Below are 22114 nucleotides of genomic sequence, written 5' to 3'. Positions count from 1 at the left end.
GGCCTGCGGCGGTGGTGGGTCATAGCCAGGGGGAGATCGCGGCGGCGGTCGTGGCGGGGGCGCTGTCGTTGGAGGATGGCGCGAAGGTGGTGGCGCTGCGTAGTCGGGCGTTGCGCCGGTTGGCCGGTGGCGGGGCGATGGCGTCGTTGGGCATGGGTCAGGGGCAGGCCGTGGAGCTGTTGGATGGGCTCGGCGGTCAGGCTGCGGGGGTGGGTGTGGCGGCGGTCAATGGGCCGTCTTCTACGGTGGTGTCGGGTCCGCCGGAGCAGGTGACCGCAGTGGTGGCGGCGTGCCGGGAGAGCGGCGATCGGGCGCGGCTGATCGATGTGGACTACGCCTCGCATGGTCCCCAGGTGGATGAGATCCGCGACGAGCTGATGCGCGTGCTGGACGGCGTGACCCCGGTCGCCGCTCCCTCGGACGAGGTGGCCTTCTACTCGACGGTGACCGGCGGTCGAGCCGATACGGCCGGTCTGGACGCCGCGTACTGGGTGACGAACCTGCGGGAGCCGGTGCGGTTCGCGGATGCGGTGGAGGCGCTGGTGGCCGATGGGCACCGGGTGTTCATCGAGGCCAGCACCCACCCCGTGGTCACCGTGGGCATGGAGGAGACCTTCGAACGGGCGGGCGTCGATGCGGTGACCGTGCCGACGCTGCGCCGCGACCACGGCGGCCGGGCACAGCTGGTGCGCTCCCTCGCCCATGCGTTCGTGGCGGGCGTCCCCGTGGACTGGACGACCCTGTTCCCGTCCGATCCGACACCGGGCACCGTGGACCTGCCCACCTACCCGTTCCAGCACCAACGCTTCTGGATGGCCGGATCGGGCGGGGTCGGCGATCCCAGTGACCTCGGTCTGGTCTCCGCCGGGCATCCGCTGCTGGGCGCCGCGGTCGAGCTTGCCGACGGCAGTACGCACCTGCTCACCGGCAGAGTCACGGTCGGCGGCGGCGTGAGCTGGCTCAGCGACCATGTGGTGGCGGGGACCGTACTGGTGCCGGGCGCGGCGCTGGTGGAGTGGGTGTTGCGGGCGGCCGACGAGGTCGGCTGCGGCGGAGTGGAGGAACTGGCACTTCAGGTGCCCCTGACGCTGCCCGAGTCGGGAGGCTTGCGCGTCCAGGTCGTGGTGGGCGAGGCGGCCGAGGACGGACGGCGTGAGGTGCGGGTGTACTCCCGCCCCGGGGACGCCGACTCCGTAGCGGGGTGGGTGTGCCACGCGGAGGGCGTACTGAGCCCGCCACGTGAGGACACCGGTCCGACGACCGAGGGCTTGCCAGGGGCGTGGCCCCCGCCCGGTGCCCAGTCGGTTGACTTGGACGGGTTCTACGAGCAGACCGCGGCGGCGGGATATGCGTACGGGCCGTCCTTCCAGGGGCTGCGCGCGATGTGGCGGGACGGCGCGGATCTGGTCGCCGAGGTGGCGCTGCCGGAGGCAGCGGGGGACGAGGAAGGCTTCGGCATCCACCCCGCGCTGCTCGATGCCGCGCTGCACCCGGCGCTGCTGGTCGCCTCGTCCGAGCGGGAGCAGGACGACGACGAGGTGTGGCTGCCGTTCGCGTGGAACGGTGTGTCCCTCTGGGCCACCGGCGCCACCGCCGTGCGGGTGCGGATCTCCCCGCGGCGGCATGGCGTGGACGGCGAGCGGGGACTGCGGATGGTGGTGGCCGACGCGGCCGGGGAACCGGTCCTGACGGTGGACTCCCTGGTGACGCGCCCGGCACGGATCGAGCAGTTGCGTGCGGCGGGCGCGCGTGGCGTGGACGGGCTGTTCGCGCTGGAGTGGACACCGTTGCCTGCCGCGCCGGTCACGATGGATGAAGACGACTGGGCGGTCCTGGGCCTTGCCGACGCGGACGCCGACCAGGACTTGGAGCCGTTGGTCGCGGCGCTCGACGCCGAAGGGCCGGTCCCGTCCGCAGCTCTGGCGTGGCTTCCGCAGTCCGACGCCGCCGCCGATGCCGTGACGGCGGCTGAGGGACTGTCTTTGGCGGAGCGGACACTGAGGCTGTTGCAGGGCTGGCTGGCCGAACCGCGCCTGGCCGAGGCCCGGTTGGTGGTGGTGACGCGGGGTGCGGTCGCGCCCGCCGAGGATGACGCCCCGGACTTGGCCGGTGCCGCCGTCTGGGGCCTGGTGCGCAGTGCGCAGGCGGAGAACCCGGGCCGCTTCCTCCTGCTCGACCTCGCGCCCGGAGCCGATGTCCTCGCGGACGGTGTGCGGGCTGCGGTCGCGTGTGCGGTGGAACGGGACGAACCCCAGCTGGCGGTACGGGACGGCCAGGCGCTGGTGCCCCGGCTGAAGCGCGCCGACAGCGACCGGCCGTCGGAGGTCCCCGGTGTGCTCGACCCGGATGGCACGGTGCTCATCACGGGCGGCACCGGCACCCTGGGCGGACTGGTCGCCGAACACCTCGTCCGTACGTGGCAGGTCGGCCACCTACTGCTGGTGAGCCGCCGAGGGCCGGACGCCCCCGGCGCACGGGACCTGGCCGACCGGCTGGAAGACCTCGGCGCGCGGGTGCGGATCGCCGCGGTGGACGTCACGGATGCGGCCGCGGTGGCGGAGCTGGTGGCGGGGGTTGACGCGGAGCATCCGCTGACCGGCGTCATCCACGCCACCGGGCTGCTGGACGACGCGGTGCTCACGTCGCTGACCCCGGAACGCCTGGCGCGGGTGTGGGAGGCGAAGGCCACGGCGGCGGCCCATCTGCATACTGCGACGGCGGATCTTCCGCTGGGCATGTTCGTGATGTTCTCCTCGGCCGCCGGGGTGCTGGGCAGCCCGGGGCAGGCCAACTACGCGGCGGCGAACGCCTTCTGCGATGCCCTGGCCGCTCACCGCCGGGCCCTCGGCCTTCCGGCGCTGTCGGTGGCATGGGGACTATGGGCCCAGTCCAGCGGCCTGACCGGAAAGCTCGCCGAGGTGGACCGGGCCCGCATGTCCCGCTCGGGCATCGCCGCGATGTCCACGCCCAAGGCGCTGGCCCTGCTGGATGCCGCGTGTCGACTCCCGCACCCGTTGACGGTGGCGGTGGATCTTGATGTGGCGGGGGTGGTGGGTGGTGGTGTGCCTGCGGTGTTGCGTGGGTTGGTGGCGGGGCGTGCCCGTCGCCGGGTGGCTGTTGGTGGCGAGCAGGTTGGTGGGTTGGCTGGTCGGTTGGTGGGGCTGGATGAGGGTGCGCGGTTGGGTGTGGTGGTGGAGGTGGTGCGGGGTTGTGTGGCGGTGGTGTTGGGGTTTGGTTCGTCGGGTGAGGTGCGGTCGGGGGTGGCGTTCAAGGAGTTGGGTTTTGATTCGTTGACGGCGGTGGAGTTGCGTAATCGGTTGTCGGCGGTGTCGGGGTTGCGGTTGCCCGCGACGATGGTGTTCGACTATCCGACGCCTCACGCCCTGGCCACCTATCTGTGCACCCGGCTGGTGGGCGAGACGGCTCGACCCACCGCACACGCCGTGACGTCGACCGCCACCGACGAGCCGATCGCGATCACCGCGATGACCTGCCGCTTTCCGGGCGGGGTCACCTCCCCGGAGGGCCTGTGGGACCTGGTGTCCTCGGGCGATGAGGCGATCGGGGAGTTTCCGACCGGCCGAGGCTGGGACCTCGACGGCCTCTTCCACCCGGATCCCGACCACCCCGGCACGTCCTACGCCCGCGAAGGGGGATTTCTGTACGACGCCGACGCGTTCGACGCGGGGTTCTTCGGCATCAATCCGCGCGAGGCGCTGGCGACCGATCCGCAGCAGCGTCTGCTGCTGGAGGCGGCGTGGGAGGTGGTGGAGCGGGCCGGTATCGACCCCGTTTCCCTGAAGGGCACTCCGACCGGCGTCTACGCCGGAGTGATGTACCACGACTACGCGGCCGGGCTCAGCGGCGGCGACGCACGGCTGGAGGGCTACGCCATGCTCGCCAGCTCCGGCAGCGTGGTGTCCGGCCGGGTGGCGTACACGCTCGGCCTTGAGGGTCCGGCGGTGACGGTGGATACGGCGTGTTCGTCGTCGTTGGTGGCGATGCATCTGGCGGCGCAGGCGTTGCGGCAGGGCGAGTGCACGCTTGCCCTGGCCGGTGGTGTGACGGTGATGGCCACCCCCGATGTGTTCACCGGCTTCTCCCGTCAGCGCGGCCTGGCCCCCGACGGGCGGTGCAAGCCGTTCGCGGCGGCCGCCGACGGGACCGGCTGGAGTGAGGGCGTCGGCCTGTTGCTGCTGGAGCGGTTGTCGGACGCACGGCGTCATGGGCGCCGGGTGTTGGGGGTGATCCGGGGTTCGGCGGTGAATCAGGATGGTGCGTCGAATGGTTTGACGGCGCCGAACGGTCCGTCGCAGCAGCGGGTGATCCGCCAGGCGCTCGCCGGTGCGGGGCTGTCGGCGTCAGAGGTGGACGCGGTGGAGGCGCACGGGACGGGCACCACCCTGGGCGACCCGATCGAGGCGCAGGCACTGCTCGCCACATACGGCCAGGAGCGCACCGATGACCGACCGCTGCTGCTCGGCTCCATCAAGTCGAATATCGGGCATACGCAGGCGGCCGCGGGTGTGGCGGGTGTGATCAAGATGGTGCAGGCCATGCGGCATGGCGTGCTGCCCGCCTCGTTGCACATCGACGAGCCGACACCCCATGTCGACTGGGCCAGCGGCGCGGTACGGCTGCTGACCGAGCCAGTGGAATGGCCGCACAGCGAGCGTCCCCGCCGCGCCGGAGTGTCCTCCTTCGGCGCCTCCGGTACGAACGCCCACCTCATCCTGGAACAGGCCCCGGACGCGCCCGAACCAGCACCGGTGCCCGAGCACAGTGGTGACGTCGTGCCCTGGGTGCTGTCCGCGCGCAGTGCCGAGGCGCTACGCGGGCAGGCCGCGGCACTGGTTGGGTGCCTGGCGCCGGACCCGCAGGCGTCTGCGGTCGAGGTGGGATGGTCGCTGTTGACGTCCCGGTCGCTGTTCGAGCACCGAGCCGTGGTGCTGGGCGGCGACCGGGCGGACATGGTGGCGGCGGTGGAGGCCCTGGCGGCCGGTGAGCCGCATCCGGGGGTGGTGGGCACGTCCGCGGGCGCGGTCCCGTCCGGGAAGATGGTGTGGCTGTTCAGCGGCCAGGGCAGCCAGCGCGTGGGCATGGGCGCCGGGCTCTACGGCCGCTTTCCGGTGTTCGCCGCGGCGTTCGACGAGGTCTGCGGCCTGCTCGACCCGCATCTTGAACACTCGCTGCGGCAGGTCGCGTTCACCGGAGTGCCCGAGCAGCCGGGGCTGCTGGACCACACGGCCTACGCCCAGGCGGGGCTGTTCGCGCTGCACATCGCCCTGGCCCGGTTGCTGGACTCGCTGGGCTGCCGCCCCGAGGTGGTGATCGGCCACTCGATCGGTGAGGTCGCCGCCGCCCATGTGGCCGGTGTCTTCGATCTGCCGGACGCCTGCCGACTGGTGGCCGCCCGCGCCACCCTGATGGGCGGGCTCCCGGAGGGAGGCGGCATGGCCACCATCGCGGCTGCTCCCGACGAGCTGGCCGAGGACCTTGCCGAGCACGACGGGCAGGTGGGCATCGCCGCTCTGAACACGCCCGGCAACACGGTCATCTCCGGGCCCGGTGAGCGGGTGGCCCGGATCAGCGCGGCCTGGGCCGCCAAGGGCCGTAAGACGAAGATCCTGACGGTCAGCCATGCCTTCCACTCGCCGTCGATGGACCCCATCCTGGAACCGTTCACCCAGGCCATCGCGGAGCTGACGTTTCACCGGCCCACCCTTCCGGTGCTCAGCAACCTCACCGGGGAGGCCGCCGACGAGCGGATCGCCACCCCTGGTTACTGGGCGGAGCACATCCGGCAGCCGGTCCGTTTCCACCCCGCCATCACCCGTATCGCTCCCGAGGCGGGCGTCTTTCTGGAGCTGGGACCGGACCCGGTCCTGGCCACCGCGACACAGCACACACTCGGCCACGCGGCCACGGACGCCGAGCGGCCCAGCCCCTTGGTGGCGGCCACATTGACCCGTAAGCAATCCGACGTCCGCGCCTTCGGCCATACCCTCGCCCAACTCCACACCTCTGCCGCCGACGTGGACTGGACCGGCTGGTTCCCGGCCGACCCCGCGCCGCGCACGGTGGAGCTGCCCACCTACGCCTTCCAGCGCGAGCGGTACTGGCTGGCCGCGGCCGGTGGAGTCGGAGATGTCGCCGCCGCCGGGTTGCAGCGGGTGGAGCACGCGCTGCTGCCCGCGGCGGTCGGGCTGGCCGACGGCGGGGTGGTGCTCACCGGGCGGATCCCGTCCAGTGGCGTCAAGAACTGGCTGGCCGAACACGTGATGGTCGGCGCGGTGCTCGTGCCCGGTGCGGCGCTGGTGGAGTGGGCACTGCGGGCGGCCGACGAAGCCGGGTGCGGTGGGGTGGAGGAGCTGGTGCTTCAGGTCCCGCTGGTGCTTCCCGCATCGGGCGGGCTGCGCGTCCAGGTGGTGGCGGGCCCGGTCACCGAGGACCGGCGGCGTGACGTACGGATCTACTCCCGCCCCGACCGCGATGCCGAACCGGGCACCGACCCGGGGTGGGTGTGCCATGCGGAGGGTGTGCTGAGCCCGCCGTCCGCCGATAGCGGTGCGGAGGAGCTGTCCGGGGTGTGGCCCCCGGCGGAGGCGGAGCCGGTCGACGTGACGGGCTTCTACGAGCGCGCGGCGGCGGCTGGGTACGCGTACGGCCCGTCCTTCCAGGGCGTACAGGCCGTGTGGCGGGACGGTACGGACGTCCTCGCCGAGGTGGCCCTGCCCGAAGCCGCCGGTGGCCGCGACGGCTTCGGTATCCATCCCGCCCTGCTGGATGCCGCCCTGCACCCGGCGCTGCTGCTCGACCCGTCCGCGCCGGAACGGGAGGAGGTATGGCTGCCGTTCGCCTGGCGGGGCGTGTCGTTGTGGGCGGGTGGTGCGACGACGGTCCGGGTCCGGCTCTCGCCCCGGTCGCCGCAGGCGGACGGTGCGGAGGGAGAACGAGGTCTGCGGGTGGTGGTGGCCGATGCGGTGGGCGTTCCGGTGCTGACGGCCGATGAGCTGGTGATGCGGTCGGCCGACCCGGCGCAACTGCGGGCCGCCGCGGGGCCCGATGTGGACGGGCTGTTCACCCTGGACTGGACCGCCTTGCCGACACCGCCGGAACGCCAGGATCTCGAGGACGTTCCGGACACGGCCGACTGGGTGGTGCTGGGCCAGGCGGAGTGGGCCCCCACCGGGGAGCGCACGGTCTGCCATCCGCATCTGGAGTCGCTGATCGCCGCGCTCGATGGCGGCGCACCCGTTCCCTCGGTGGGCATCGCCGGTCTGTCCGCGCCCTCCTCGGACCGCGACGTGGCGGATGCCGGACTTGCCCTGACCGAAGAGGCGTTGGCGCTGTTGCAGGGCTGGCTGGCCGAGCCGCGGTTGGCCGACGCCCGGTTGGTGGTCGTCACCCGGGGCGCGGTCGGGGTCGCCACATCCGAGGACGAGGGACATGGCGACGGTGATGTGAACGCGGCCGGTGCCGCGGTGTGCGGGCTGGTGCGCAGCGCGCAGGCGGAGAACCCCGGCCGCTTCCTCCTGCTCGACCTCGACCCCGCTGGTGAACCGGCCGGTGCGGTACCCGGCCACGGCGTGGTGGACGGCGTCCTGCGGGCCGTGGCGATGGACGAGCCCCAGGTGGCGCTGCGCGCCGGGCGGATCCTGGTGCCCCGGCTGATGCGCGCCGCGGGGGCGAGTAGCGGGGGAGTGGTGGGGCCGGTCGGGCAGCCCGCGTGGCGGCTCGAACTGACGGGCGCGGCCACGCTGGACAATGTGAAACCGGTGCCCTGCCCCGAGGTGCTGGAGCCCTTGGGCGCAGCTCAAGTGCGGGTCGCGGTCCACGCGGCGGGCATCAACTTCCGCGACGCCCTGATCAGTCTGGGGATGGTCCCGGGCCAGACCGGGCTGGGCGGCGAGGGCGCCGGAGTGGTGGTCGCGGTCGGCCCGGGGGTGACCCAGGTGGCGGTGGGCGACCCGGTCATGGGGGTGTTCGACCGTGCGTTCGGCCCGCTGGCGGTGACGGACGTGCGTATGGTGGCGCCGGTCCCCGACGGGTGGAGTCTCCGGCAGGCGGCCGCGGTGCCGGTGGTGTTCCTCACCGCGTGGTACGGGCTCGTGGAACTGGGCGGCCTCCGGGCGGGCGAGTCGGTGCTGATCCACGCGGCGGCCGGTGGTGTGGGCATGGCGGCGGTGCAAATCGCCCGCCACTTGGGCGCCGAGGTGTACGCCACGGCGAGCCCCGGCAAGCATGTGGTGCTGGAAGCCATGGGCATCGACGCGGCGCACCGGGCTTCCTCGCGCGACCTCGACTTCGAGCACGTCGTACGGGAGGCCACCGGCGGCCGTGGCGTGGACGTCGTACTGAACAGCCTCGCCGGCCCCTTCGTCGACGCCTCGCTGCGGCTGCTGCACGAGGGCGGCCGTCTCCTGGAGATGGGCAAGACCGACATCCGCGACCCGGAGCGCATCGCGGCCGACCACCCGGGGGTGCGCTATCAGGTCTACGACCTGATCGGGGACGCCGGACCGGACCGCATCGGCCGGATGCTGGCCGAGCTGGGCGCGCTCTTCACCGCCGGGGTCCTGGAACCGCCGCCGCTGCGGGCCTGGCCGCTGGACCGGGCACGGGAGGCACTGCGCCACCTCAGCCAGGCCAAACACACCGGAAAGCTCGTGCTGGACATCCCGGCCCCGGTGTACCCGGACGGCACCGTACTGATCACCGGCGGCACCGGCACCCTGGGCGCCCTGGTCGCCGAGCATCTGGTGCGCACCTGGCAGGCCCGGCGTCTGCTGCTGGTCAGCCGCGGCGGCCCCGACGCCCCGGGCGCGAAGGAGCTGACGGCCCGGCTGGGCGAACTGGGCGCACACGTACGGATCGAGGCGGCCGACGTCACCGAGGCCGCCGCGGTGGCCGCCCTGGTGGCGGGCATCGACCCGGAACACCCACTGACCGGAGTGATCCACGCGGCCGGTGTCCTGGACGACGCGGTGGTCACTTCGCAGACACCGGAGCGATTGGCGCGGGTGTGGGCGGCCAAGGCCGCGGCGGCGGCCCATCTGCACGCGGCGACGGCGGATCTGCGGCTCGGCATGTTCGTGATGTTCTCCTCGGCCGCCGGAGTGATGGGCAGCCCCGGTCAGGCCAACTACGCGGCGGCCAATGCCTTTTGCGATGCGCTGGCCGCCCATCGGCGGGCCCTCGGCCTGCCGGGCGTGTCCGTCGCATGGGGACTGTGGGCCGAAGCCAGCGAGATGACCGGAAACCTCACCGAAGCGGATCTGGCACGGATGGCCCGCTCCGGTATCGCCGCGATGGCGGGCGACCACGCCCTGGCACTGCTCGACGCCGCGGTCCAGCACGGCGGCCACCAGCTGATCGCGGCCGATGTGCGCACACACGTCCTCGCCGCCCAGCCCCCGGACACCCTGCCCGCCGCACTGCGTGCCCTGGTCGCGGCGAGTGCCGGTGCCGGGCGCGCGACGGAACGCCGTACGGCCGCGGCGGCCGGTGCGCGGCCGGTCGACTGGACCGGCCGACTGGCGGGAATGTCCGCCGACGAGCGGCGTCGGGCGCTGCTCGATCTGGTCCGTGGCCACGCGACCACCGTGCTGGGCCACGCGGATGCGGAAGCGGTCCAGGCGGACACCAGTTTCAAGGATCTGGGCTTCGACTCGCTGACGGCCGTGGAGCTGCGCAACCGGCTCTCCGCCGCCACCGGCCTGCGGCTGCCCGCCGCCCTCGTCTTCGACTACCCCGAGGCGGCCATTCTTGCCGACCATCTGCTGGAGCGCCTCGCCCCCGAGGAGGACGGATCGCCGGGCCGGTCCGGCGTCGACCCGGCCCTCAACGAACTGGCCAGGCTGGAAGCCACCTTGGCCCGCCTCGACGCGGCGGACGACGAGTCGGGGGCGGTCACGGCCCGGCTGGAGAACCTGCTGGCCACGTGGAAGGCGACGCGGAACCTGGCGGGACGGACAACTGCCGCGGAGCGGCTGGAGTCCGCGTCCGCGGCCCAGGTTCTCGACTTCATCGACAACGAGCTGGGTGTGTCCTGAATGTGCCGGACGCGACGATCGCTTAAGGCCGGGTGAAACCTCATGGTGAACGTGAACGTAAACGAAGAAAAGCTGGTCGAATACCTCAAGCGCGTGTCCGCGGATCTGCACGACACACGGCTGCGCCTACGCGAGGTGGAAGAGCGCTCCCAGGAGCCGGTGGCCGTGGTGAGCGTAGCCTGCCGCTTCCCGGGCGGAGTGGACACCCCCGAGGCGCTGTGGACACTGGTGTCCGAAGGAGTCGACGCGATCGGCGACTTCCCCACCGACCGTGGCTGGGACCTGCAGGGCCTGTACCACCCGGACCCGGATCACCCCGGCACCACCTATGTCCGCCGAGGCGGGTTCCTCGACGCCGCCGACCAGTTCGACCCCCAGTTCTTCGGCATCAGCCCGCGCGAGGCGCTGGCCACCAGCCCGCAGCAGCGGCTGTTGCTCGAAACGGCATGGGAAGCATTCGAACGGGCCGGTATCGATCCGCTCTCTCTGAAGGGCTCCCCCACGGGGGTCTACGCCGGTACGGCCACCACCGGCGGAGCGGGCTCGGGCGACCTTCCGGAGCGGGCATCCGAGGGTTACGCGGGCAATGCCCCGAGCCTGCTGTCGGGCCGGGTGTCGTACACCTTCGGTCTGGAAGGCCCGGCCGTCACGATCGAGACGGCGTGCTCGTCCTCGCTGGTGGCCATTCACCTGGCCATGCAGGCACTGCGCCAGGGCGAATGCACGCTCGCCCTGGCCGGTGGGGTCACGGTGATGGCCACCCCCGAGGTGTTCACCGGATTCTCCCGTCAGCGTGGCCTGTCCCCGGACGGCCGGTGCAAGGCGTTCGCCGCCACCGCCGACGGCACGGGGTGGGGCGAGGGCGTCGGCCTGGTGCTGCTGGAGCGGCTGTCGGACGCGCGGCGCAACGGCCACGAGGTGATGGCCGTGATCCGGGGCTCGGCCATCAACCAGGACGGTGCCAGCAACGGGTTCACGGCACCGAACGGGCCATCGCAGCAGCGCGTCATCCGCCAGGCGCTGAACGGGGCTCGGCTGGCCCCCTCCGAGGTGGACGCCGTCGAGGCCCATGGCACCGGCACCACCCTCGGCGACCCCATCGAGGCCGACGCGCTCATCGCCACCTACGGGCAGGACCGGCCGGAGGATCGCCCCCTGTGGCTCGGCTCGTTGAAGTCCAACATCGGCCATACGCAGGGCGCGGCGGGCGTGGCCGGTGTGATCAAGATGGTGATGGCGTTACGGCACGAGATGCTGCCCGCGACCCTGCACGCCGAGGAGCCGACAGCCCATGTGGAGTGGGACGGAGGCGGCGTACGGCTGCTGACCAAGCCCGTCGAGTGGCCGCGCGGCGACCGGCCACGGCGGGCAGGAGTGTCCTCTTTCGGGATCAGCGGCACCAACGCGCATGTGATCGTGGAGCAGGCCCCGGACGTGCCCGAGGCGGAGCCGGTGGCCGAGCACGGTGGTGGTGTGGTGCCGTGGGTGGTGTCGGGCCGGAGTGCGGAGGCGCTGCGGGGTCAGGCGGGCGCGTTGGTGGCGCGTCTGGCTGAGGCTCCCGGGGTGAGGCCGGTGGATGTGGGCTGGTCGTTGGTCAGGGCGCGGTCGGTGTTCGAGCATCGTGCGGTGGTGGTGGGTGAGGACCGTGCGGGGTTGGTGGCGGCGGTCGAGGCGCTGGCGGTGGGGGAGTCGCACCCGGGCGTGGTGTGTTCCGGTGCTTCGGCGTTGGTGAGTGATGTGGGTCCGGTGTTGGTGTTTCCGGGGCAGGGTTCGCAGTGGGTGGGGATGGGTGCTGGGTTGTTGGATGAGTCTGCGGTGTTTGCGGCTCGGGTGGCGGAGTGTGAGCGGGCGTTGGCGCCGTATGTGGATTGGTCGCTCACGGATGTGTTGCGTGGTGCGGATATGAGTCGGGTTGATGTGGTGCAGCCGGTGTTGTGGGCGGTGATGGTGTCGTTGGCGGCGGTGTGGGCGGGGCATGGGGTGCGGCCTGCGGCGGTGGTGGGTCATAGCCAAGGGGAGATCGCGGCGGCGGTCGTGGCGGGGGCGCTGTCGTTGGAGGATGGCGCGAAGGTGGTGGCGTTGCGCAGTCGTGCGTTGCGCCGGTTGGCCGGTGGCGGGGCGATGGCGTCGCTGGGAATGGGCCAGGAGCAGGCTATGGAGCTGCTGGACGTGCTTGGCGATCAGGCTGCGGGCGTGGGTGTGGCGGCGGTCAACGGACCCTCTTCTACGGTGGTGTCGGGTCCGCCGGAGCAGGTGACCGCAGTGGTGGCGGCGTGTCAGGAGAGCGGCGACCGGGCGCGGCTGATCGATGTGGACTACGCGTCGCACGGTCCCCAGGTGGATGAGATCCGCGATGAGCTGATGCGCGTACTGGCGGGAATCAGGCCGAGCGCGTCGAAGGTGGCGTTCTACTCCACGGTGACCGGCGGCCGGATCGCCACAAGCGGTCTCGACACGGCGTACTGGGTGACCAATCTGCGGGAACAGGTGCGCTTCGCGGATGCGATCGAGGCGCTGGTGGCCGATGGGCACCGGGTGTTCATCGAGGCCAGCACCCACCCCGTGCTCACCGTGGGTATGCAGGAGACCTTTGAGCGGGCGGGCGTCGATGCGGTGACCGTGCCGACGCTGCGCCGCGACCACGGTGGCCGGGCACAGCTGGTGCGCTCCCTCGCCCAGGCATTCGTCGCGGGCGTCCCCGTGGACTGGACGACCCTGTTCCCCTCCGAGCCGACGCCACGGACGGTGGATCTGCCGACGTACGCCTTCCAGCGTCGGCGGTTCTGGGCGGCTGCCGCGAGCGGTCGGGTGGGCGATGTGGCCGCGGCAGGGTTGCAGCGCGTGGAGCACGCCTTGCTGCCCGCCGCGGTCGGGCTGCCCGACGGCGGGTTGCTGCTGACCGGCCGGGTCTCGGCCGGAAGCGGTGGCTGGCAGGCCGAGCACGCCGTCGCGGGCGCGGTGCTGATGCCCGGTGCGGCGCTGGTGGAGTGGGCGCTGCGGGCGGCCGATGAAGCCGGGTGCGGCGGCGTCGAGGAGTTGGCGCTTCAGGTGCCCTTGGCCCTCCCCGCGTCGGAAGGCTTGCGCGTACAGGTGGTGGTCGGCGAGGCGGCCGACGACGGACGGCGCGATGTGCGGGTGTACTCCCGCCCCGACCGCACCGCCGAGCCGGGCGGCGACCCGGGATGGGTGTGCCACGCGGAAGGCGTGCTGAGCCCGCCGTCCCCGGGCGGCCCGGCGGAGGAGCTGCCCGGCGCATGGCCCCCGGCGGACGCGAAGCCGCTGGACGTAGCGGGGTTCTACGAGCAGGCTGCGGCGACGGGGTACGCGTACGGCCCGTCGTTCCAGGGGCTTCGGGCAGCGTGGCGCGATGGCCAGGATCTGCTGGCCGAGGTGGCGCTGCCCGAGGCCGCCGGAGACCCTGACGGCTTCGGCATCCACCCGGTGCTCCTCGACGCAGCCCTCCACCCCCTCCTGCTGGCCGACCGGTTCGCCACCGACGCCGACCCGTCGCAGGTTGAGCAGCTGTGGTTGCCGTTCGTCTGGAATGGCGTATCGCTGCACGCCACGGACGCGACCACGGTCCGCGTACGGCTCACGCCGAGCCAGGAGTGCGCGACCGGCGAGCGCGGGCTCCGGCTGGTCGTGGCCGACGCCGGGGGCGCTCCCGTTCTCACGGTCGCCTCCCTCACGATGCGCCCGGCGGACGCCGATCAGCTTCGGTCCGTGGGCGGACGCGATTTCGGTGGGCTGTTCACGCTCGACTGGACGCCCCTGCCTGCCGTGCCGATGACGACGGATGACGACGGCTGGGTGGTGCTGGGCGGGGACGGCTCCGACGATGCCGTATGCCACCCGGATCTGACGGCGCTGACCGCCGCGATGGACGGCGGTACGTCAGCTCCGACCCTGGCCTTGGCGTATCTCCCTGCCGTGCGCGAGCCCGCCGACGATGGCCTCGTGGCGGGCGCGAGCGATGGTCTCACCGCCGTCGAGGACGCGCTGCACCTTGTGCAGGGCTGGCTGGCCGAACCGCGCCTGACCGAGGCCCGGTTGGTGGTGGTGACGCGGGGTGCGGTGGCGCACGCCGAGGAAGGCGTCCCGGATCTGGCCAGTGCTGCCGTCTGGGGCCTGCTGCGGAGTGCACAGGCGGAGAATCCGGACCGGTTCGTCCTACTCGACACCGACCCGGATCCCCACGCCGAGGTCACCCCTCGCAGCGTGGCCGACGCCGTGGCCCGTGCCGTACGGGCTGATGAGCCGCAGGTGGCCATGCGGGCCGGGCAGTTGCTGGTGCCCCGGATGACCCCTGCCCGCGCAGGCCATGACGAGCCCGCCGCCGAGGGTCCGGGGGCGCCCGGTGCCCTCGACCCGGACGGGACGGTGCTGATCGTCGGCGGTACGGGGCTGCTGGGCGGCCTGGTCGCCGAGCACCTCGTACGCACCTGGCAGGTCAAGCACCTGGTGCTGGCGAGCCGCCGAGGCCCCGAGGCCCCGGGCGCGCAGGAACTGACCGACCGACTCAGCGATGCGGGCGCACAGGTACGGGTCGTCTCCGTGGACGTCACGGACGCGGGCGAGGTGGCCGAGCTGGTGGCCGGGATCGCCCCGACACACCCGCTGACCGGGGTCATCCATGCCGCAGGTGTACTGGACGACGCGGTCATCACCTCGCTGACCCCGCGGCAAGTGGCGCGGGTGTGGGACGCGAAGGCCACGGCGGCGGCCCAGCTGCATGCTGCGACGGCGGATCTTCCGCTGGGCATGTTCGTGATGTTCTCCTCGGCCGCTGGGGTGGTGGGCAATGCGGGGCAGGCCGGATACGCGGCGGCGAACGCCTACGTCGATGCGCTGGTCGCCCGCCGACACGGCCTCGGGCTGCCCGGTGTGTCGGTGGCATGGGGGCTGTGGGAGCAGGCCAGCTCCATGACCGGGCACTTGGGCCGGACGGACCTGACCCGGCTGCGCGGAATGAGGCCGTTGTCGTCCGAGCGCGGACTTGCCCTGCTGGATGCCGCGTGTCGACTCCCGCACCCGTTGACGATGGCTGTGGATCTTGATGTGGCGGGGGTGGTGGGTGGTGGTGTGCCTGCGGTGTTGCGTGGGTTGGTGGTGGGGCGCGTTCGCCGCCGGGTGGCTGTTGGTGGCGAGCAGGTTGGTGGGTTGGCTGGTCGGTTGGTGGGGCTGGATGAGGGTGCGCGGTTGGGTGTGGTGGTGGAGGTGGTGCGGGGTTGTGTGGCGGTGGTGTTGGGGTTTGGTTCGTCGGGTGAGGTGCGGTCGGGGGTGGCGTTCAAGGAGTTGGGTTTTGATTCGTTGACGGCGGTGGAGTTGCGTAATCGGTTGTCGGCGGTGTCGGGGTTGAGGTTGCCCGCGACGATGGTGTTCGACTATCCGACGCCTCACGCACTGGCCACCTATCTGTGCACCCGGCTGGTGGGCGAGTCCACGGTGGCGCGTGGCCCGGCGATGACGGTGGCCGACTCCGGTGAGCCGATCGCGATCGTGGGGATGACCTGCCGGTTCCCCGGTGGCGCGACGTCTCCCGAGAAGCTGTGGGAGTTGGTCGCCTCGGGGAAGGACGTGATCGGGGAGTTTCCGACCGGCCGAGGCTGGGACCTCGACGGCCTCTTCCACCCGGACCCCGACCACCCCGGCACAAGCTATGCGAACGAGGGCGGCTTCCTGCATGATGCCGACGCGTTCGACGCGGGGTTCTTCGGCATCAATCCGCGTGAGGCGCTGGCGACCGATCCGCAGCAGCGCTTGCTGCTGGAGGCGGCGTGGGAGGTGGTGGAGCGGGCCGGTATCGACCCCGTTTCCCTGAAGGGCACTCCGACCGGCGTCTACGCCGGGGTGATGTACCACGACTACGCCGCCGGATTGAGCAGCGGCACCGATGCCAAGCTCGAAGGCTATGCGATGCTCGCGGGGTCGGGCAGCGTGGTCTCGGGGCGGGTGGCGTACACGCTCGGCCTTGAGGGTCCGGCGGTGACGGTGGATACGGCGTGTTCGTCGTCGTTGGTGGCGATGCATCTGGCTGCGCAGGCGTTGCGGCAGGGCGAGTGCACGCTTGCCCTGGCCGGTGGTGTGACGGTGATGGCCACCCCGGATGTGTTCACCGGCTTCTCCCGTCAACGCGGTCTGGCCCCCGACGGCCGGTGCAAGCCCTTTGCCGCCACGGCGGACGGTACGGGGTGGGGCGAGGGCGTGGGGTTGCTGTTGTTGGAGCGGTTGTCGGACGCACGGCGTCATGGGCGTCGGGTGTTGGGGGTGATCCGGGGTTCGGCGGTGAATCAGGATGGTGCGTCGAATGGTTTGACGGCGCCGAACGGTCCGTCGCAGCAGCGGGTGATCCGTCAGGCGTTGGCTGGTGCGGGGTTGTCGGCGTCGGAGGTGGACGCGGTGGAGGCGCACGGGACGGGCACCACGCTGGGCGATCCGATCGAGGCGCAGGCACTGCTCGCGACGTACGGCCAGGAGCGGCCGGAGGGTCAGCCGCTGTGGCTGGGGTCGGTCAAGTCGAATATCGGGCATACGCAGGCGGCCGCGGGTGTGGCGGGTGTGATCAAGATGGTGCAGGCCATGCGGCATGGCGTGCTGCCCGCCTCGTTGCACATCGACGAGCCGACACCCCATGTCGACTGGGCCAGCGGCGCGGTACGGCTGCTGACCGAGCCAGTGGAATGGCCGCACAGCGAGCGTCCCCGCCGCGCCGGAGTGTCCTCCTTCGGCGCCTCCGGTACGAACGCCCACCTCATCCTGGAACAGGCGCCGGACGCGCCCGAACCAGCACCGGTGCCCGAGCACAGTGGTGGCGTCGTGCCCTGGGTGTTGTCCGCGCGCAGTGCCGAGGCGCTACGCGGGCAGGCGGGCGCGCTGGTGGCGCTTCTGGCCGAGGTTCCTGGGTTGAGGCCGGTGGATGTGGGCTGGTCGTTGGTCAGGGCGCGGTCGGTGTTCGAGCATCGTGCGGTGGTGGTGGGCGAGGCCCCGGCGGAGTTGCTGGCGGCGGTCGAGGCGCTGGCGGCGGGGGAGTCCCACCCGGGTGTGGTGCACGCGGATGCTCCGGCGACGGCGAGCGATGCCGGTCCGGTGCTGGTGTTCCCGGGGCAGGGGTCCCAGTGGGCCGGGATGGGAGCCGCGCTGCTCGATGAGTCGCCGGTGTTCGCGGCGCGGGTGGCCGAGTGCGAGCAGGCACTGTCGCCGTACGTGGACTGGTCGCTCACGGATGTGCTTCGCGGCAGTCAGGGTGATCTGGGCCGGGTGGATGTGGTGCAGCCGGTGTTGTGGGCGGTGATGGTGTCCCTGGCCGCGGTGTGGGCGGGGCATGGTGTGAAGCCTGCCGCGGTGGTCGGTCACAGCCAGGGGGAGATCGCGGCGGCGGTTGTGGCCGGGGCGCTGTCGCTGGAGGACGGCGCGAAGGTGGTGGCCTTGCGTAGTCGGGCCCTGCGCCAGCTGGCCGGTGGCGGCGCGATGGCGTCCCTCGGCATCGGCCAGGAGCAGGCCGAACAGCTGCTGGACCGGCTCGGAGACCGCGCGGCGGGGGTGGGCGTTGCAGCAGTCAACGGGCCCTCCTCCACAGTCATTTCAGGACCTCCGCAGCAGGTGGCCGCCGCAGTGGCCGCGTGCCAGGAGAACGGCGACCGGGCACGGCTCATCGATGTGGACTACGCCTCGCACGGCCCCCAGATCGATGAGATCCGCGACGAACTGTTCCGCGAACTCGACGGTATCCGCCCGAACGACACCTCCGGCACGGGCATCACGTTCTACTCCACGGTGACCGGTGGCCGTGCCGATACGGCACAACTGGACACCGCGTACTGGGTGACGAATCTGCGGGAGCGCGTACGGTTCGCTGACGCGCTCGAGGCGGCGTTTGCCGACGGGCACCGGGTATTCATCGAAACCAGCACCCATCCCGTGCTGACCATCGGCATGCAGGAGACCTTCGAGCACACGGGCGTGGAGGCCGTCACGGTGCCCACGCTGCGCCGCGACCACGGAGGCCGGGACCAGCTGGTCCGGGCGCTCGCCCAGGCGTTCGTCGCCGGAGCCGATGTCGACTGGACCTCCCTGTACCCCGCCTCGCCCACGCCCCGGGTCGTGGAGCTGCCCACCTACGCCTTCCAGCGGGAGAGGTACTGGCTCGACGGCCACAGCGGTCGCCGGGGCGACCCCACCGACCTCGGACTGGTCTCCGCGCGGCACCCCGTGCTGGCCGCCGCCGTGGAACTGGCCGATGGCAACGGCCATGTGCTCACGGGCCGACTCTCGGCGCGCAAGCACGCCTGGCTCGGTGAGCATGTGGTGGCGGACGCCGTGCTGGTGCCGGGTGCGGCCCTTGCCGAGTGGGCGCTGCGGGCCGCCGACGAGGTCGGCGCCGGTGGTGTGGAGGAACTGGCGCTCCAGGTCCCGCTGGTGCTGCCCCGATCCGGTGGCGTGCGGCTTCAGGTGGTCGTCGGCGCGTCCGGGGACGACGGTCGCCGCGATGTGCAGGTGTACTCGCGGCCCGACGGTGATGCCGCCCCCGACACCGGGTGGATGTGCCATGCGGAAGGCGTACTGAGCGCGCCCGCCGACCGCGCCGACGACGTGGCCGGACTGACCGGCGCATGGCCCCCGGCGGGCGCGGAGCCGCTTGAGACCGGGGGATTCTACGAACGTGTCGCGGCGGCAGGGTATGCGTACGGGCCCGCCTTCCAGGGGCTGCGGGCGGTGTGGCGGGACGGCGCGGACGTCCTGGCCGAAGTGGTGCTGCCGGAATCCGCGGGCGAGCACGGTGGCTTCGGCATCCACCCGGCGCTCCTCGACGCCGCCCTGCACCCGGCCCTGTTGATCGACCAGATCGACCAGATCACCACCGGCACGGACACCGACACCACCCCTGGCCAGCTGTGGTTGCCCTTCGCATGGAACGGCGTGACGCTGTGGGCGGCCGAGGCCACCACCGTCCGGGTGCGGCTGTCCCCCCACGAGCGGAGCGCGGACGGCGAACGAGCGCTGCGCGTGACCGTGGCGGATGCGGTCGGTGCGCCCGTGCTGACGGTGGAGTCGGTGGCGATGCGCCCGGCGAGTGTGGACCAGTTGCGGTCGGCGGACACCCGTCGTACGGACAGCCTGTTCACCCTCGACTGGACCTCCCTGCCTCTCGCCGTGGACACCGCGGAACCGGCGGGCGGCCCCTGGGCGTTGCTGGGCACCGGCTCTCCGCACCTTGCCGGACCGGATGCGCACCACCTCCCGGACCTCACGGCGTTGATCGAGGCGCTCGATCGCGGGGAGCCGGTCCCGTCGGTGGTCCTCGCGGACGTACCGTCCACGGGCGTCGGCGACGCAACGGCAGCCGAGGGCCTGGCCATGACGGAACGGACGCTGGCCCTGCTCCAGGGATGGCTGGCCGAACCGCGGCTGTCCGACGCCCGGTTGGTGGTGGTGACGCACGGTGCGGTCAGCGCCGACCGCTCTGCCGAGGCCGGTGCGCAGGTGGCTGCCGCGGCCGTGTGGGGGCTGGTACGCAGCGCCCAGTCGGAGAACCCCGGCCGGTTCCTCCTGCTCGACCTCGACGACGACACCGTACGGACCGGGGCCGACGACGACACCGTACGGACTGCCGTCACACAGGCCACGGAGCAGGACGAGCCCCAGCTCGCCATCCGTGCGGGGCGCGTCCTGGCACCCCGCCTCGTCCGGGCCGGTGCCGGTGGCGCGGGGTTCGTGGGCCCGGCGGAGCAGCCCGCCGCGTGGCGGTTGGACACCGTCGGCACGGCCACCCTGGACAACGTGGTGCCGGTGCCCTGCCCCGAGGTGCTGGAGCCGCTGGGGACGGGCCAGGTGCGCATCGCCGTTCGCGCGGCCGGAATCAACTTCCGGGATGTGGTGGTGAGCCTGGGCATGGTCCCGGGACAGACCGGGCTGGGCGGCGAAGGCGCCGGTGTGGTGGTGGACATCGGCCCCGGAGTCACCGATGTCGCGGTGGGAGACCGGGTCATGGGCGTCTTCGACCAGTCCTTCGGCCCCCTGACGGTTACGGACGCACGGCTCGTCGCCCCCGTACCGGCCGGGTGGACCTTCCAGCAGGCGGCCGCCGTACCGGTGGCGTTCCTCACCGCCTGGTACGGGCTCACGGACCTCGCCGGACTCCGGCCGGGCCAGTCGGTGCTGATCCATGCCGCGACGGGTGGTGTGGGGATGGCGGCGGTGCAGATTGCCCGCCATCTCGGGGCGGAGATCTACGCCACGGCGAGCCCCGGCAAGCACGCGGTGCTGGAGGACATGGGCATCGACCACGCACATCGGGCCTCGTCGCGCGATCTGGACTTCGAGCGGGCCGTGCGGGAGGCCAGTGGTGGCCGTGGCGTGGATGTCGTGCTGAACAGTCTGGCCGGGCCGTTTGTCGATGCTTCTCTTCGGTTGCTGGGCGATGGTGGCCGGTTGCTGGAGATGGGGAAGACCGACATCCGTGATCCGGAGCAGGTCGCGGCCGAGTATCCCGGGGTGTCGTACGAGGCGTACGACCTGATCAGCGATGCCGGGCCGGACCGTATCGGCCGGATGCTGGGCGAGTTGAGTGGGCTGTTCGCGTCGGGTGCTCTGGTGGCGCCTCCGGTGCGGGTGTGGCCGTTGTGCCGGGCGCGGGAGGCGCTGCGGTATCTGAGCCAGGCCAGGCACACCGGCAAGCTCGTGCTCGACGTACCGGCCCCGGTGGATCCCGAGGGCACCGTGCTGATCACTGGAGGCACTGGGACACTGGGCGGGCAAGTGGCCGAACACCTCGTCCGCACTTGGCGCGTCCGGCATCTCCTGCTGGTGAGCCGCAGCGGCCACGACGCCCCCGGGGCCGAGGAACTGGCAACGCGACTGGGCGAGTTGGGCGCCGACGTACGGATCGCCGCAGCTGACGCGGCCGACCCCGCCGCGATCAACGATCTCGTCGCGGGCGTCGACCCGGCCCATCCGCTGACCGGTGTCATCCACGCCGCGGGCGTGCTGGACGACGCCGTCGTCACCTCGCAATCGCCGGAGCGGCTGGCGCGGGTGTGGGGAGCCAAGGCCACCGCCGCGGCCAACCTGCACACCGCCACCGCACACCTTCCGCTGGCCATGTTCGTGATGTTCTCCTCGGCCGCCGGAGTCATGGGCAGCCCCGGGCAGGCCAACTACGCTGCGGCCAACGCCTTCTGCGACGCCCTCGCGTCCCATCGCCAGGGCCTCGGCTTGCCCGGCGTATCCGTGGCGTGGGGACTGTGGGCCGAGGCCAGCGGGATGACCGGCCATCTCGGCGAGGCGGACCTGGCCCGCATGACCCGGTCCGGGATCGCCGCGATGTCCGGCGAACAGGCACTGCGCCTGCTCGACACCGCCTGCTGGCACGGCGATCCTCAGCCCGCGGCCGTCGACCTCGATGTCCGCGCCCTGTCCGCACAGCCCGCCGACGCCCTCCCGGCCCTGCTGCGCGCCCTCACCAACGAGGCCCGCGGGGCCACCCCACGGCGAACCGCCGCCACCGGCGCGCCCGCCGCGGGACTGGTCGCCCGGCTCACCGCACTGCCGCCGGACGAACAGCACCGCGAACTGCTCAGCCTGGTACGCACCCAGGCGGCCGCCGTGCTGGGGCACACCGATGCCGGGGCGGTGGACAGCGACACCCCGTTCAAGGACCTGGGGTTCGATTCGCTGACCGCCGTCGAGCTGCGCAACCGGCTTGCCGCCGCCACCGGGCTGCGGCTGCCCGCCACGTTCATCTTCCGCCATCCGACGTCCTCGGCCATCGCCGACGACCTGCGAGAACAGCTGTGCCCCTCGGCCGCGGACACCTCCGCCCCCGTCTTCGGCGAGCTGGAGAAGCTGGAGGGGGCGATGGCCCGGTTCGTCCCCGACGACCGGGCCCGCGGCAGGCTGGCGAAGCGTCTGGAGGCCCTGCTGTGGCGGCTCGGCGATGGCGCCCCCGAGGCCGCCGTCGGCCAGACCGTGGACGACGGGGCCGTGGAAGCCGCGTCGGACGACGAGCTGTTCGCGTTCATCGACCGGGAACTGCCTTCTTGACCATGAGTAGCGTGAGTGAG

At 72.3% G+C, this 22114-nt stretch carries 2 protein-coding genes; both read left to right on the top strand.

The genetic code is table 11. The features are described 5' to 3' along the window. A partial coding sequence (locus ACZ59A_RS41255) for an SDR family NAD(P)-dependent oxidoreductase (RefSeq protein WP_470970055.1) occupies positions 1 to 10055 on the top strand: 10055 nt, incomplete at its 5' end. Positions 10056 to 10097: 42 nt separating this feature from the next. Further along, a complete protein-coding gene (locus ACZ59A_RS41250) occupies positions 10098 to 22094 on the top strand; it encodes an SDR family NAD(P)-dependent oxidoreductase (RefSeq protein ID WP_470970052.1) in 11997 nt (3998 codons plus the stop codon). Positions 22095 to 22114: the final 20 nt, after the last annotated feature.

This window comes from Streptomyces sp. NPDC040405, assembly GCF_055595765.1.
This window is presented reverse-complemented; position numbering and strand designations above follow the sequence as displayed.

Bases quoted from the DNA above. Each gene is read 5' to 3' on its own strand.
- ACZ59A_RS41250 (WP_470970052.1), top strand. From the start codon at position 10,098: ATGGTGAACGTGAACGTAAACGAAGAAAAGCTGGTCGAATACCTCAAG.